The organism is Duganella rhizosphaerae (assembly GCF_040364205.1).
GTDB classification, from domain to species: Bacteria; Pseudomonadota; Gammaproteobacteria; order Burkholderiales; family Burkholderiaceae_D; genus Rugamonas; species Rugamonas rhizosphaerae.
The window spans coordinates 80,165-94,508 of the sequence record NZ_BPWK01000015.1 but is presented as its reverse complement, the minus strand read 5'-3'; the positions used below and the strand labels follow the sequence as shown (position 1 = coordinate 94,508).

Here is a 14,344-nt window from a genome sequence, read left to right as displayed (position 1 = left end):
ATGAAGTGATCATTGTACGCTGCCTGCGCAAAAGCCATCCATCGCCACATCAAGGTCGGCGCTGCGGACCCGCGCGCCGCGCGCCAACAGCTCGGCAAAGCGCACCGGATCGATGTTGGAACCGCACACCAGCAGCGCCACGCGCTTGCCCGACAGTCGCTCGCGCAGCGGTCCGAACAGGGCGGCCGTCGCCACCGCAGCGGCCGGTTCCGCCACCAGCTTGGCGTCGCGGAACAGATGCAGCATCGCCAGGCAGATCTCGTCGTCGGTCACCCGCACCACCTCGTCGACGAAGCGCCGGCACACGCCGAAGCTGTAGGCCATCGCATACGGCGCGCCCAGGCTGTCGGCCACGGTGTCGACCCGTTCCAGCGCTTCCGGCTGGCCGGAGGCGAAGCTGCGGTACAGCGCGTCGGCGCCGAATGGTTCCACACCGTACACCGCGCAGGCCGGATTGATCTGCTTGACGGCGGCGGCGATGCCGGCGCACAGGCCGCCGCCGCCCACCGGCACCACCACCGCGTCCAGATGCGGCACCTGCGCCATCAGTTCCAGGCCGACCGTGCCGGTGCCTTGCGCCGTCAGCGGCCCCTCGTAGGGATGCAGCATGGTGCGCGCCTCGTCGCGCTCGATCTCGCGTCCGCGCGCGAAAGCCTGGTGTACGTCGGGCATCAGCAGCACTTCTGCGCCCAAATCGCGGCATGCTGCGATGCGGGCCGGGCTGGCGTGCTGCGGCATCACCACCTTGGCGCTGCATGCCGCCAGCCTGGCGGCGTAGGCGGCGGCGATCGCGTGGTTGCCGGCGCTGACGGCGACGATGCCGCGCCGCCGCGCCGCGTCATCCAGCGCGGCGATGCAGTTGAGGGCGCCGCGCAGCTTGAAGGTGCCGGTCTTTTGAAACAGTTCCAGCTTGAGCCAGACTTCGCCGCCGGCAAACTGTTGTTCGACGACGCCGGTCTGCCAGCGCCACACGGGCGTTTCAAGGATCTTGCCTTGCAGGCGATGGGCGGTGGCGCGGATCTCGGCCAGCGAGGGATAGAGTTGGGTCATGGTGCTGCTCCATAGAATATTCGAGGGAATGCGGCTCAGCCGCGTGAGGGGCTGGGGGCGCCGAGCACCGGCGCAGCCGCAGCTCAGCGACCCTGAATAATTCGAATAATGGAGACTGCGGACAGGCTCCGACCGGCAAACGCGGCAGCACCAGCGTCGGAAGCGACGTGGCGGCGGGTTGGCAAGATGGTCGGATAAGAGGTCATGGGTTTAATCATGCCAAATAAGCAAAGCCTTGGCAAGTAGTTCCTGCCGAATATTGCTAGCGCGCCAGGAAGGCTTGGATCAGGTGCGCCAGCTCCTCCGGCTGGTCGTGATGCAGCATGTGGCCAGCATCGGCCAGCACTTTGCACTCAACGTCGCGCAAATGCCCGAGGCGACGCTCCAGTTCGGCGCGCCCTTCCTGCTCGCCGCCCATCCAGGTCCACATATTGGTCTGCTCGGCCTCCACCCACAGCGTCGGCGCGGTGATGGCGCTCCAGCAGGCCATGATGTCCTCGACGTGGTACGGCAGCGGCCCCGGCTGCTTGTGCGCCGGATCGCCGAGGATTTCCCATTCGCCCGCATCGTTCTGCGCCGACCAGTGCTGCGCCAGGAAGGCGGCGCGCTCGTCGCTGAGGCGGGGATTGGTCTTTTGCAGGCGCGCGGCGACGGCGGCCTGCGACGGATAGTTGCGCATTTCCGGCCGCTCCAGCAGCGCATCCATCCACTTGGCGTAGCGGCCCGGCGCCTGCTCCGGCTTGCTGGAACGCAGGCCGCCGCCCTCCAGGTTGATCAGTTTGCGAATGCGCTCCGGCCGCGCGCCGGCGTAGATGCCGACCACATTGCCGCCCATGCTGTGGCCCAGCAGGTTGACCGCTTCGTCCGGCGAATAGTGGAGCAGGATGGCGTCCAGGTCGCCCAGGTAGTCCGGGAACCAGTAGGTATCGGTGCCGCAGCGCTGCGACAGGCCAAACCCGCGCCAGTCCGGCGCGATCACGTGCCAGTCGCCCTGCAGGGCGTCGACCACGAACTGGAACGAGGCGCCCACGTCCATCCAGCCGTGCAGCATGAAGATCTTGGGAGCGCCGTCCCGGCCCCAGTGGCGCACGTGGCAGCGCAGGCCGCGGATGGTCAGGAATTCGGAACGGGACGGAGTGAAGGTCATGATGGTCCTTGAAAATGCGTAAGCCGGCGCAATATCAGTTGCTTGCTGGCGATGAAGTAAAATAATAGCACGACCGTTCGATAGCCGCTCAAGCGTAAAATAGCACCATCCCACCGCTCATCAGCGCTGAATTCAGCACTTCAGCTCAACTAAGTAAGGTTTCCAATGTCTATATATCAACTGGGCGAACATGCGCCCGAGATCGATGCATCGTCATTTGTTGCCGACACTGCCACAGTGATCGGCAAAGTCAGCCTGCACGCCAACACGTCGGTATGGTTCGGTGCGACGCTGCGCGGCGATAATGAACGCATCACCATCGGCGAAAACAGCAATGTACAGGAAGGCACGGTCATGCACACCGACATGGGCTACCCGCTCACGGTGGGCAAGAACGTCACCATCGGCCACCAGGCCATGCTGCACGGCTGCACCATCGGCGACGGCGCCCTGATCGGCATCCAGGCCGTGATCCTCAACGGCGCCAAGATCGGCAAGGGCTGCCTGGTCGGAGCCGGTGCGCTGGTCACCGAAGGCAAGGAATTCCCGGACAACTCGCTGATCATCGGCTCGCCGGCCAAGGCCGTGCGCACGCTGACCGACGCAGACGCCGCGCGCCTGCTCGCCAGCGCCGACAGCTACGTCAAACGCGGCCAACTGTTCAAGACGCAACTCAAAAAGATTGGATAAAACATGAGCATCACCCCCATCATCGGCCAGGACACCCTGCAAAAATTCATCTTCGACAACGCCTCGGTGCGTGGCGAATTCATCGACATTTCCGCCACCTGGCGCGAGGTGCTGTCGCGCCACGCCTACCCTGCCCCGGTCAAGAAACTGCTGGGCGAAATGGTGGCCGCCGCCGCGCTGCTGTCGGCCAACCTGAAGTTCAACGGCACCATCATCATGCAGATCCACGGCGACGGTCCGGTGAACCTGCTGGTGGTCGAGTGCGACGCCGACCTGCATCTGCGCGCCACCGCCAAGCTCGCTTCCGACGCCGTGATCGCCGACGACGCCACCTTGCCGTCGCTGCTGAATGCGAGCGGCAAGGGCCGCTTCGTGATCACGCTTGACCCCGCCGACAAGATGCCTGGGCAGCAACCGTACCAGGGCATCGTGCCGCTGGACGGCGACGACGTCAGCACCGTCATTGAAAACTACATGCTGCGTTCGGAACAGCTGGACACCAAGCTGTGGCTGGCGGCGGACGACAACGTCTCGCGCGGCCTGCTGCTGCAAAAGCTGCCTTACCACGGCGGCACGACCGCCGTCGAGACCACGCCGCTGACCGAAGACGAAGCGCTGGAGACCTGGAACCGCGCGGTGATCCTGGGCTCGACCTTGAAGCAGGAAGAGATACTGTCGACCACCATCGACGTGCTGATGGAGCGCCTGTTCTGGGAAGAGACGATCCGCGTGTTCGATCCGCTGCATCCGTCCTTCCACTGCACCTGCACCCGCGAGAAGGTGGGCAACATGCTGAAGATGCTGGGCCGTCCAGAAGTCGACAGCGTGCTGGAAGAACTGGGCCATGTCGGCGTCAACTGCGATTTCTGCGGCCAGCACTACGACTACGACAAGGTCGACTGCGCCCAGCTGTTCGCCACCGACGCGCCGGTCGAAGCGCTGATACCTGCCGGCGAAGTGAAGCACTAAACCGTATCACTCAAGAAAAGCCGCGCCCGACGTTCACGTCCGGCGCGGTTTTTTTATTTTTAAGCTTCCGCGATAAGTTAAGGCATCGTCGTGGCACCGGCCAGTAGAGCACCTGCGGCAAGCAGTCCAAACACCCCGAACAAAAACAGCAAGCTGACCGCGCCAAATACGATACGCCCCAACAAAGGCCAGCTGCTGGTGAGCCGATAGAGTCCGAACGCCGAAATAAGCGCCGCTGTGCCAACGGCTATTTCGCCGTAGAGTGCGGCTTTCGATTCATGCCTTGCCCCATGCTCCAGATAGGCGAGCCAAATCCACATCGGAACAACAAACGACAAGGCGATATCGCCCACGACACGTCCCACTTTCAATGCATCGCCAGTACGCATCTCAGAACTTGGTGCAACGGATTTCCATCACGTCGATCGTGCCCAGCGTCTGCGTGGACGTGGCGCTGCGCATCAGGTCGACCCGCTCCAGGCAGGAGCCGCGTAGCAGGCGCGGCTGGTCGCGGGTGCAGATCGTCACCGTGCCGGCGGTACTGGTATTGCAGTTGAATCCTTCGGCGCGCATGCGCACCAGCGCCTGGTCCAGCGGCATGCCCGGCTGTATCGTCTGCGTGACGAAGTTGCCCAGCCCCGCCTGGTTCACCGTGTAGCAGCCGGCCAGCTGGGCTAGCCCCCCCAGCAGCGCCAGCATCAAAAGTTTGCGCATCGCGATCCTCTCGTTATTTCCAGCCTGCAGTGTATCGCACCGGCGTCATCACCCGGTAACACTTGCTACCTATCATGCGCAAAGTTTCCATTTCCTCCAACTGGTATCCAAGGCAGAACATGAACAAGAAATTATCCGCAGTGTGCTTCGCCGCGCTGAGCTTCCCCATGCTGGCGATGGCCGCCAACGTCGCCGCCGCCGTGGCCGACATGGCCGCCGATGCGCCCGCGGCCGCCGCGCAAGGCCACGCTACGGAAGCCGAAGCGGCCGCCGCCGCACCGGTCGCCACGATTGAAATCGCCACCCGCAAGACCCGCTCCTCGGTCGCGCTGACCAAGGGCGATATGCAGAAAATCCTGCCAGGGATTAATCCTTTGAAGGCCCTGGAAACCTTGCCAGGCGTGAGCTTCCAGACCGCCGACCCATGGGGCAACAACGAGCAGAACCTGTCGCTGTTCGTGCACGGCTTCAGCGGCCCGCAACTGGGCTACACCATGGACGGCGTGCCGCTGGGCGACCAGCAGTACGGCAACTACAACGGCCTGTCGCCGCAGCGCGCCGTCATCAGCGAGAACGTCGGCAGCGTGATCCTGTCGTCCGGCGCCGGCGACCTGTCGACCGCCTCGACCAGCAACCTGGGCGGCACGATCGAGACCTACTCCAGCGACCCGCAGCGCAGCCGCAACCTGGCCGTGCAGCAGACCGTCGGCAGCTACAGCACCTCGCGCACCTTCCTGCGCTACGACACCGGCGACTTCGGCAACGGCAACAGCGCCTACATCTCGGCCGTCCACCACGAGCAGAAGGCCTGGGACTTCAACGGCCGCCAGGGCGGCGACCAAATCAACGCCAAGTACATCAACCAGGGCAACGCCGGCAAGCTGACGCTGTACTTCAACTATTCGGACAAGATCGAGCCGAACGAAGACGCCACCGTGCGCTCGGCCGCCGAGAAGTACCAGCCCTACACCCGTCCGTTCATGTACCCGAACTTCCAGACCGCGCTGGCCTACCTGTCGCCGACCGGCGCCACGCCTGCGGCCGAGGGCAACAACTACCGCAACTACTACAGCGACGCCCAGCGCAAGGACTACCTGACCTACGCCAAGTACGACATGAACCTCGGCGCATCGACCACCTGGTCCAACCAGGTCTACTACCACAACGACGACGGCGTCGGCGTGGTGGCCGGGCCGATCGGCGTGGCCGGCCTGCCTGGCCTGTTCGCGGTCTACTTCCCCGGCCAGAACCTGAAGCAGGTGTTCGGCAACTCCGGCTACGCCACCCGCACCACCGAATACGCGATCAACCGCAACGGCTGGCTGTCGACCCTGACCAGCGAGTTCGGCAACCACAAGCTGCAAGGCGGCCTGTGGCTGGAACATAACCGCTCGTCGGCCTACCGCCGCTGGTACGCACTGGACGTGAACAACCCGAGCTCGCCGTACGACCGCCCGAGCAATCCGCTGATCACGCAGTACGGCAGCGAGATCGACAACAAGGTGGTCCAGTTCCACGTGCAGGACGAATGGCGTATGCGCGACGACCTGGCGCTGCAGGCGGGCTTCAAGTCCAGCCTGCAATTTGCCGACGGCCAGTTCCCGGTGCAGCCGGCCAAGGGCGCGATCGCCAACGGTTCGCTGGCCCTGCCGGTGGGCGAGATCATCACCAAGAAATGGTTGCTGCCGCAGGTCGGCGCGCGCTGGGACATCACGCCGCAGGACCAGATGTTCGTCAACGTGCAGAAGAACATGCGCCAGTTCGTCACCTACGGCGGCGGCGGCGCTTCGCCGTGGAGCCTGGCCAGCCAAGCCGCGTTCGACCTGTTCAAGAGCAGCGCCAGGCCTGAGACCTCGATCACCTACGAGCTGGGCATGCGCACCAGCCACCAGCTGGACCTCGGCCCGCTGCAGGCCATCGACGGCCAGGTCAACCTGTACCACGTCGACTTCAAGGACCGCCTGCTGACCATCAGCCCGACGCCGGTGATCACCTCCATCATCGGCGGCAATCCGGTGCTGGCCAACGTCGGCAGCGTCAAGACCGACGGCATCGACGTCTCCGGCACGCTGCACTTCGGCCGCATGTTCTCGTTCTACGATGCGCTGTCGTTCAACCGTTCGACCTACTCGGACAACTACAGCAATGGCAAGGACATCGTGCAAACCGCCGGCAAGGCCGTGCCGGGCAGCCCGGAGTGGATGAACAAATTCGTCGCCACCGCGACCGTGGCCGACACCGAGTTCCAGCTGATCGGCGACTACGTCGGCAAGCGCTACGCCACCTACACCAACGACCTGGACGTGCCGAGCTACTTCCTGATGAGCCTGGGCGTATCGGGCAAGCTGCCGTTCCTGAACAACAGCTGGGTGAAGAATGCGCGCTATCGTTTGAACGTCAGCAACTTGGCCAATCGCGAAGGCAGCCTGAACGTAGTGGTCGGCGCGGCCAGCGGGACTTACAATACCTTCCCGATCGCACCACGTCAGGGCTTCCTGACTTTGATGGCTGACTTCTGATGAACAATCTTTATTTGCCCAAGCGCCTGTCGCGGCGCGGCTTCATTCAAGCGGCGGCGGTGACCGCCGGCGCTGCGCTGATCCTGCCGGGCTCGGTGCTGGCGGCCGCCACGCCGGACCTGTCGGGCATGCCGGGCGTCGGCCCGGTCGGCGCCGGCGCCAAGACGCCGCTGGTGTTCGGCCACCGCGGCGCCAGCGCGCTGCGTCCCGAGCACACGCTGGGTTCGTACGCCAAGGCGATCGCCGACGGCGCCGACTACATCGAGCCTGACCTGTGCAGCACCAAGGATGGCGTGCTGGTCGCGCGCCATGAAGCCTTCCTCAGCGAAACCACCGACGTCGCCAGCCATCCCGAATTTGCCAGCCGCAAGACGCGCAAGACCATCGACGGCGAAACGCACGAAGGCTGGTTCGTCGACGACTTCACGCTGGCCGAACTGAAGACGCTGCGCGCGGTGGAACGCCTGCCGCAGTACCGCCAGGGCAGCGCGCAGTACAACGGCATGTTCCAGGTGCTGACGTTTGAAGAGATCATCGACTTCACTGCGGCGGAAGCGGCGGCGCGCGGCCGCATCATCGGCCTGGTGCCGGAGCTGAAGCATTCGACCTACTTCGCCAGCGTCGGCCTGCCGCTGGAGGACCGTTTCCTGTCCATCCTGGCGGCGCACGACTACACGCGCCGCAATCCGGTCGAGATCCAGTCGTTCGAAGTGGCCAACCTGAAATACCTGCGCGGCAAACTGGGCCAGCGCGCCAATCTGCGCCTGATGCAGTTGGTGATCGGCGAGAACGTGCGGCCGATGGACGTGGCCAAGGCCGGCGGCACGCTGACCTTCGCGCAGATGTGCACGCCGGCCGGCCTGCGCGACATCGCGCAGTACGCCGACGTGGTGGCGCCGCCGACGCGCTCGCTGATCCCGCTGAAGATGGATGGCAGCCTGGACCAGCCTAGCTCGCTGGTGGACGACGCGCACAAGGCGGGCTTGCGGGTGGAGCCTTGGACCTTCCGTCCGGAAAACCATTTTCTGGCGGCGGACTTCCGCAACAACGCCGGCGACGCCGCGCGCAACGAGGCCGGCTCGATCGCCGAAATCAAGCGCTACATCGCTACCGGCCTGGATGGTTTCTTCACCGACGATCCGGCGCTGGGCCGCGCCGCCCTCGCCTGAAACTGGGGCGCTAACCACCTGCTGCGCGACGCCTCGCGCAGCCCGCTCACCCAGCGCAAGACCAGCCCCACCGGCGCGGTCTACGTCAGCTACGCCTACCAGGCCTGGCGACGTCAGTCGCCGTCGGTCGGCGGCCTGGCCAGCCACTCCCGCCCTTTCAGCATCGCCTGCCAGTACAAGGGCGGCAGCACATGCCGCTTGAGCAGCCAGGCCAAGCGGGACGGATGGGCGCCGTCGATCAGCCAGGTGGGCAGGCTGGGCGACAAGCGGCCGCCATAGCAAAACTCGGCCAGCACCACCTTGCCCCGTTCAACCGTCAGCGGGCAGGCGCCGTAGCCGTCATAGCGGGCCAGGCCTTGCGTCCCGCATTGGGCGCCGCCCAGCGCGGCCAGCACGTTGTGCGCCACCACCGGCGCCTGGCGGCGCGCGGCGGCGACGGTCTTGGCGTTGCCGCAGTTGATGACGTCGCCCAGCGCGTGGATATTGTCCCATCGCCGGTGCGCCAGCGTGGCCGGATCGACGTCCAGCCAGCCGCCGGCGTCGGCCAGCTCGCTGCGGCGTATGAAATCGGGCGGCGTCTGCGGCGGCACCACGTGCAGCAGATCATAGCCGCGCCGGATCTCTTCGCTGCCGCCGTCCGGCAAGGCGCGGCGGAAGGTCGCCGTTCTGGTCTCCCCGTCCACCGCGACCAGCGCGTGGCCGAAGCGCAAGTCGATGCCATAGGCGCCGACATACTCCATCAACGCCGGCACATAGTCCGGCACGCCGAACAACGCGGCGGCGGCGCTGCAGAACTCAATCTCGATATCGCCCAGCACGCCGCTGCGGCGCCAGTGGTCGGCCGACAGGTACATCGCCTTTTGCGGCGCGCCCGCGCATTTGATCGGCATGGCCGGCTGGGTGAAGATGGCGCGGCCGCCACGCAGCTGCCGCACCATCTGCCAAGTGCAGGGCGCCAGCCGATGCAGGTAGTTCGAGGTGACGCCGTTGCGGCCCAGCGTGTCGGCCAAGCCGGCGATGGCATCCCAGTCCAGCTTCAGGCCGGGACACACCACCAGCTGGCGATAGCCCAGCATGTCGCCATCGGCCAGCATGATCGCGTTGCGCTGCGGCTCGAAGCCGGCCACCGCCGCCCTGATCCAGCGCACCCCGCGCGGCATCGTGCTGGCCATCGGCCGCGCCGTGGCGGCGCTGCGCATCGCGCCGCCGCCCACCAGCGTCCAGCCGGGCTGGTAGTAATGGGTGTCGGCCGGTTCGACCACGGCGATGTCGAGGCCGGGATGGCGCGCCAGCAGGCTGGCCGCCGTGGCGACGCCGGCCGCGCCGCCGCCGACAATCACCACCGCATGCGTGGACTTGAGCGTCGCCATGGCCGCTAGCGCCGCTGCCGGCCGTCTGCCGCCGGGGCCAGGGCTTGCGCGCCGTCGGCCTCCAGCAGCAGGGTCTGGATGTCGCGGTAGATCAGCTCGGGCTGCAGGAAGGCCGGGCTGTAGATCTCGCGCACCCGTCCTTGCCGGTCGAGCAGGAACAGCTTGACCTGGTGGTAGTACAGCCGCGTAGGCTTGCCCTGATTGTCGCGCTGGACCGAGGTGCTCTGCCCCAGTTCGTCGAGGATGGGTTGTAGCTGTTCGACCGAGCGCGAGGTCAGGAAGTGCCAGCGCAGCGGCTGGCCGGGACGCCCCAGCGCGCCGCCGTAGTTGCGCATGGCTTCCGGCGTGTCGTTGAGCGGATCGAAGGAGATGCTGGCGAACTGCACCCGGCGCGCCAGCGCGGGCGTCTGCAGCAAGCGTAGCCGCAGGTCATGCAAAGTGGAAAACAGCGCCGGGCAGCCGACCGGGTCGCTGCAATAGGTGTACATGAAATTGAGCAGCGTGACGCGGCCGGTGGTGTAGCGCTCCAGCGGCATGTCGCGGCCGTCGCTGTCGAGAACCACGCCGCGCGGACCCGGCTGGATCACCGGCAGGCTGTAGCTGCCGGCCGCCGGCACGATCAGCTGCGACGGCGCGGGCGACGGCCGTTGCGCCGCGCCGGCTGGCGGCGCGATGTCGGTTCCGCTCACCAGCAGCACCAGCAGCAGGACCGGCAGTAGCGGCCAGGTGTTAGCGCGACATGGCCACATTGGGAGCCGGCTTGGCGCTGAACTTCATGTGGTGCGGACGGCCCAGTTTCTCCTTGTAGAAATCGATCTTCCATTGCTGGACCAGCTCCTTGCCGTCCCAGTGGTAGAGCTTGATGAAATGGTCGTCGTTGTCCAGGTCCCAGTGTTCCAGCAGGCTGGTGGTGATGTACAGGCGCTTGCCGTCCCAGCTCTGGCTGACCATGTTGACGTGCTTGCCGGTGACCTTTTCATAGACCTGGCGCGGCGCTTCCGGATTACTCAGGTCGAACAAGCGGGTCTTGCCGTCCATGAAGGTGTTGACCCACAAGCCTTTGCCGTCGGCCGTGATCGACATGTCGACCGGCAGCGGCGTCTTGGCCGGGTCGCCGATCGCGCCGACGTCGCGCGCCTGCCAGCGGCCGCTGGCGTCGGGCTTGACCAGCCACAGCTTGGAGGTCAGCGCGGTGGCGGTGATCGCCCAGTTGTCGCCGCTGGCCTGCGACCAGCGCACCTCCAGCGGCGCGCCGGGAGTGCTGAAGATCTGCAGCGGCTTCATCGCCTTGAAGTCCCACAGCACCATGGTGTTGCCGAATTTTTGCATCGCCGCCGGGTCCTTGATCAGCTTGCCCAAGTCGGTGCGGTAGTTGTTGTAGCCGGTGAAGCTGGAGGTCAGCATGGCGTTGCGGGCGGGGTTGATCGCCAGGTCGTAGCCGTAGCCATCGCCCTGCACGTCGCCGATCTTGCCGGTCGGGTTGGGATAGCTGGCCACCACGTCGCCCTTGTTGTTGTACACCGCCATACCGGTGGCGCCGCCCATGTCGCGCGGGTTCGACAGGAAGCCGACCAGCATCCGGCCCGGCAGCGCGTAAAAGGTGTGCGGGCCGACGAAGCCGCTCTTGTCGACCACGTCATTGATGGTCTTCACCAGCTTGGGATGGGCCGGGTCGGTGCCGACGTCGAACACGAAGATCTTGCTGTCCTGCAGGCGCCCGGCCCACAGGTATTTGCGGTCTTCGGTGAAGCCGACGTGATGGGCGTCGCCGCGACCCGGCACCGACAGCTTGTTGATCACCTTGCCGTATTGCGGCGAGGCCGGGTTGACGTCGATGGTGACCAGTTTGTCGTTGCCGTCACCGATGCCCTTGATGCCCAGCGTCCAGACATGGACATAGTCTTCCTGGCCCTTGATCAGGTTGGCCATGTAGGGAGAGTTGCAGGTTTCGTCGGCGCCGGCCGGGCCGGCCAACAATGCGGCAACGAGCAAACTGGCGATAGGCAGCAATTTCATTCCGGTCTCCGTATATATTTATTAATATATTCAATTTGACATCGTCTCATTGAAAAATCAACAGATACTTTTGCATTTGTTCGTGTACACTTGAACTTGTACAATTTACGGTACATGTAATGTGCTGCCTAAATTAAGCGAGGGAACCAAATGAGAATCATCAACTTTTCCGATGCCCGCAGCAATCTGCGCGCTGTGATCGACCAGGTGGTTGAGGATGCGGACGTCACCGTTATCTCGCGCCGCGATGCGCCAGATGCAGTAGTCATGTCCTTCGACCATTACAGCAGCCTCATGGAGACTGTGCATTTGTTGAGTTCGCCTGCTAACGCGGCGCACCTTGCAAAATCCATCGCTCAGGCGCGCGCAGGCCAGGCGCAGCAGCGGCAACTCATCGATATTCCCGATACTGAGTAGCCGCCATATGCGCAACGTGAAGTTTACCGATGAGGCCTGGAACAGCTACATCTATTGGCAAACGCAAGACAGGAAGACACTCAAACGCGTCAACGATTTAATTAAAGACGCGCAGAGAGACCCCTTCAGTGGCATCGGAAAGCCAGAGGCGTTAAGGCATAGTCTTTCTGGTTTATGGTCCAGGCGAATAGATGAGACAAATCGCCTGATCTACGAAGCCACGGAAGAGGACTTGGTGATCATTTCTTGTCGCTACCACTACTAGTACTTACAGCACCACGCTGCTGTGGACCACGACCAGTTGCCACCGGCCGTCCTCCGCTTGCCGCCAAATGCGGGTGAAGCGCAGCAAGGCTTCGAAGCTCTGTCCGCCGTATGAGCCGTCGAGCTTGACGCAGATGGAGGTCATCGGCAGCGCCGCATTGCCCAGCACTTGCAGCTCCACCGTTTCAACGCTGCGCAAGCGCAGCGTGCCGGAGCGGTGCAGCTCCAGGTCCTGCGCCTTGTCGATGACCTGCCCCATGTGGTTGGTGAACAGCAGGTCGTCGGCCAGGATCCGGTCCAGCTCTTGCACGTCCGAGGCCAGCATGGCCAGCCGCAGGCGCTCTTCGGCTGCGCGGATTTCCACGTGGCGCTTCAACGCGCTCAATACCTCGGGGAAGTCGCCCACCACCATCGGGCCGAACTCGGCCTCCTGCGGTCCGGTGATCTCGGTGCTGTAGCTGATGCGCGTCCGGCCCGATGGCAGCGCCTCGATGCGGTGGGAGACCAGCACGCGATTGCCGTCGACGACGGTCTCGTCGGTGAACTCCTGGTGCTCGCGCACCGCCCGCAAGGTGCTGGTGAAGATGTCGTCGCCCGGCACCTGCATCGTGAAGCTGCTGCCTTCCGCGAACGGTCCGTGCAGTTCGATGTTAACGATGCCGGGGTTCCAGCGCTTCCAGCCGGCGACATCCGACCACAGCGCCCACACCTGCGCCGGCGTGGCGCTGGTTTCTATGCTTGATACATGAGTCCACATGGAATGCTCCTTGATTCGATGGAGGACACAGCATAGCGAAACATTAACATTAAAGCAATCAGCGGCTCTCGCATCATCAATTCTTCGGATATCTTGATAAGGCTCAACCACCATCCATGGGGCGCCCGCAGAATACCGCTTCTACGCGAAGGCTCAACCCCACCAGGAGGTTCACGATGGTTGCAAATGCAAACGGGAAAATTGCTCAACTCGGATCGTACAAGGCGTCGAAACAGAATAATTCCATCTCCGGCCTGTCGTCCGGAGCCTTCATGACGGTGCAGCTGCACCTTGCGCGCTCGGCCAGCTTTGCCGGCGCGGGCATTATCGCCGGCGGGCCGTTCCGCTGCGCCGAGACCTACCAGCCGGCCGGGCCGGTGACGGCGGAAGATTCCCGCATCGAGAACTCCCTGTACATCTGCATGAACCCGCTTATCCCGCAAACCGGTCCCGACGCACAACGACTGGTTGCCATGGCCAAGGACACGGCCAAGGCGGGACTGATCGACGACATCGACAATCTCGCCGACGACCGGCTCTACATCTTCACCGGCAGCAAGGACGACGTGGTGTACTCCGACGTCGTCGAGAGAACCCGGCAGTTCTACGAAATGCTGGGGGTGCAGCAGAAAAATATCAGCTACCGTGACGACGTGCCCGCAGGCCACAGCATCATCACGGACAATCCGGAAGATTCGGAGCTCGATCTCAATCAGCCGCCCTACATCAACAACGGCGGCTTCATGCAATCGCACGACATCCTGCGCCATATCTACGGCAAATTGAATGAGCCCGCGGAGCAACTCACCGGGAAACTGCTGTGTTTCGACCAGAAGGAATTTCTTGGCGACGATGCGCCGTGGGCCAGCATGAGCCACTTCGGCTACGCCTACATCCCGTCCAGGGTGCTGGCCGGCGAAGTGAAGGAACCGCGCGTGCATATCGCCCTGCACGGCTGCAAGCAAGGCTACAACTACACCGACTACGTCAACGGCCGCGCCGACACCGCCAACCAGCCGCCATACGGCAACCGCTACATCACCACGACCGGCTACAACCATATCGCCGAGAGCAACGACATCATCGTGCTCTACCCGCAGGCCGAGGGTACGGACAACGGCCAGATCCAGAATCCGGACGGCTGCTGGGATTGGTGGGGCTACAGCAACAAGGACGAGAACTCACCCTACTATTCGCGCGATGCCGTCCAGATCAAAGCGATCCACGCCATGCTTGACCGCCTTTGCGCTTGAGCGACTACG

The 14,344-nt window shown here is 64.2% G+C and carries 14 protein-coding genes and 1 pseudogene; 7 read left to right on the top strand and 8 right to left on the bottom strand.

Annotation, left to right across the window (positions count from 1 at the left end; genetic code table 11):
• Window positions 1-9: 9 nt before the first annotated feature.
• Window positions 10-1,050 (bottom strand): threonine ammonia-lyase, encoded by a 1,041-nt coding sequence (locus RUGAMON1_RS25935; RefSeq protein WP_445233236.1) that lies wholly within the window; start codon window positions 1,048-1,050, stop codon window positions 10-12.
• A 262-nt stretch (window positions 1,051-1,312) separates the two neighbouring features.
• On the bottom strand, window positions 1,313-2,197 hold the full coding sequence (locus RUGAMON1_RS25930; RefSeq protein ID WP_445233235.1) for an alpha/beta fold hydrolase: 885 nt from the start codon (window positions 2,195-2,197) through the stop codon (window positions 1,313-1,315).
• Window positions 2,198-2,362: 165 nt separating this feature from the next.
• Here RUGAMON1_RS25930 and RUGAMON1_RS25925 point away from each other — a divergent pair, with 165 nt between their 5' ends.
• Both RUGAMON1_RS25925 and hslO read left to right on the top strand, forming a co-directional pair.
• A complete protein-coding gene (locus tag RUGAMON1_RS25925; protein ID WP_445233234.1) occupies window positions 2,363-2,887 on the top strand; it encodes a gamma carbonic anhydrase family protein in 525 nt (174 codons plus the stop codon).
• A gap of 3 nt (window positions 2,888-2,890) precedes the next feature.
• A complete protein-coding gene (hslO, locus tag RUGAMON1_RS25920) occupies window positions 2,891-3,856 on the top strand; it encodes an Hsp33 family molecular chaperone HslO (protein ID WP_445233233.1) in 966 nt (321 codons plus the stop codon).
• Window positions 3,857-3,933: 77 nt separating this feature from the next.
• Here hslO and RUGAMON1_RS25915 read toward each other — a convergent pair whose 3' ends face one another.
• Entirely contained in the window at window positions 3,934-4,245 is a 312-nt protein-coding gene (locus RUGAMON1_RS25915; RefSeq protein ID WP_445233232.1) for a hypothetical protein, read from the bottom strand.
• Between the two features lies 1 nt (window position 4,246).
• Window positions 4,247-4,570, bottom strand: coding sequence for a hypothetical protein (locus RUGAMON1_RS25910; protein WP_445233231.1), 324 nt, complete (start codon window positions 4,568-4,570; stop codon window positions 4,247-4,249).
• A gap of 119 nt (window positions 4,571-4,689) precedes the next feature.
• On the opposite strand from RUGAMON1_RS25910, the gene RUGAMON1_RS25905 reads away from it, so the two are divergent.
• Window positions 4,690-7,089: a TonB-dependent receptor gene (locus RUGAMON1_RS25905; protein WP_445233230.1), complete on the top strand. Its 2,400-nt coding sequence runs from the start codon at window positions 4,690-4,692 to the stop codon at window positions 7,087-7,089.
• The gene (locus tag RUGAMON1_RS25900) at window positions 7,089-8,258 is read left to right on the top strand and encodes a glycerophosphodiester phosphodiesterase (RefSeq protein ID WP_445233229.1); all 1,170 of its coding nucleotides are present in this window, start codon (window positions 7,089-7,091) and stop codon (window positions 8,256-8,258) included. The genes RUGAMON1_RS25905 and RUGAMON1_RS25900 overlap by 1 nt, the downstream gene beginning before the upstream one ends.
• A 113-nt stretch (window positions 8,259-8,371) precedes the next feature.
• Here the strand turns inward: RUGAMON1_RS25900 and RUGAMON1_RS25895 are convergent.
• The 3 genes and pseudogenes from RUGAMON1_RS25895 to mtoX form a co-directional block, all read right to left on the bottom strand.
• Window positions 8,372-9,634 (bottom strand): annotated as a pseudogene (locus RUGAMON1_RS25895) (NAD(P)/FAD-dependent oxidoreductase); the annotation flags it as partial.
• Window positions 9,634-10,377, bottom strand: coding sequence for an SCO family protein (locus RUGAMON1_RS32810; RefSeq protein WP_510167299.1), 744 nt, complete (start codon window positions 10,375-10,377; stop codon window positions 9,634-9,636). The pseudogene RUGAMON1_RS25895 and the gene RUGAMON1_RS32810, both read right to left, overlap by 1 nt.
• Window positions 10,358-11,644 (bottom strand): methanethiol oxidase, encoded by a 1,287-nt coding sequence (mtoX, locus tag RUGAMON1_RS25885; RefSeq protein WP_445233228.1) that lies wholly within the window; start codon window positions 11,642-11,644, stop codon window positions 10,358-10,360. The genes RUGAMON1_RS32810 and mtoX overlap by 20 nt, the downstream gene beginning before the upstream one ends.
• Before the next feature lie 150 nt (window positions 11,645-11,794).
• Here mtoX and RUGAMON1_RS25880 point away from each other — a divergent pair, with 150 nt between their 5' ends.
• Together RUGAMON1_RS25880 and RUGAMON1_RS25875 are read left to right on the top strand one after the other, a co-directional pair.
• On the top strand, window positions 11,795-12,061 hold the full coding sequence (locus tag RUGAMON1_RS25880; RefSeq protein ID WP_445233227.1) for a type II toxin-antitoxin system Phd/YefM family antitoxin: 267 nt from the start codon (window positions 11,795-11,797) through the stop codon (window positions 12,059-12,061).
• A gap of 7 nt (window positions 12,062-12,068) precedes the next feature.
• Window positions 12,069-12,326 carry a Txe/YoeB family addiction module toxin gene (locus tag RUGAMON1_RS25875; protein ID WP_445233226.1) on the top strand — a complete coding sequence of 86 codons (258 nt, stop codon included), beginning with the start codon at window positions 12,069-12,071 and terminating at the stop codon, window positions 12,324-12,326.
• Between the two features lie 3 nt (window positions 12,327-12,329).
• On the opposite strand, the gene RUGAMON1_RS25870 is transcribed toward RUGAMON1_RS25875, so the two are convergent.
• Window positions 12,330-13,082, bottom strand: a complete 753-nt coding sequence (locus RUGAMON1_RS25870) for a DUF4440 domain-containing protein (protein WP_445233225.1) — start codon at window positions 13,080-13,082, stop codon at window positions 12,330-12,332.
• A 176-nt stretch (window positions 13,083-13,258) separates the two neighbouring features.
• On the opposite strand from RUGAMON1_RS25870, the gene RUGAMON1_RS25865 reads away from it, so the two are divergent.
• Complete coding sequence (locus RUGAMON1_RS25865) at window positions 13,259-14,335, top strand: extracellular catalytic domain type 2 short-chain-length polyhydroxyalkanoate depolymerase (protein ID WP_445233224.1); 1,077 nt, start codon at window positions 13,259-13,261, stop codon at window positions 14,333-14,335.
• Window positions 14,336-14,344 lie beyond the last annotated feature (9 nt).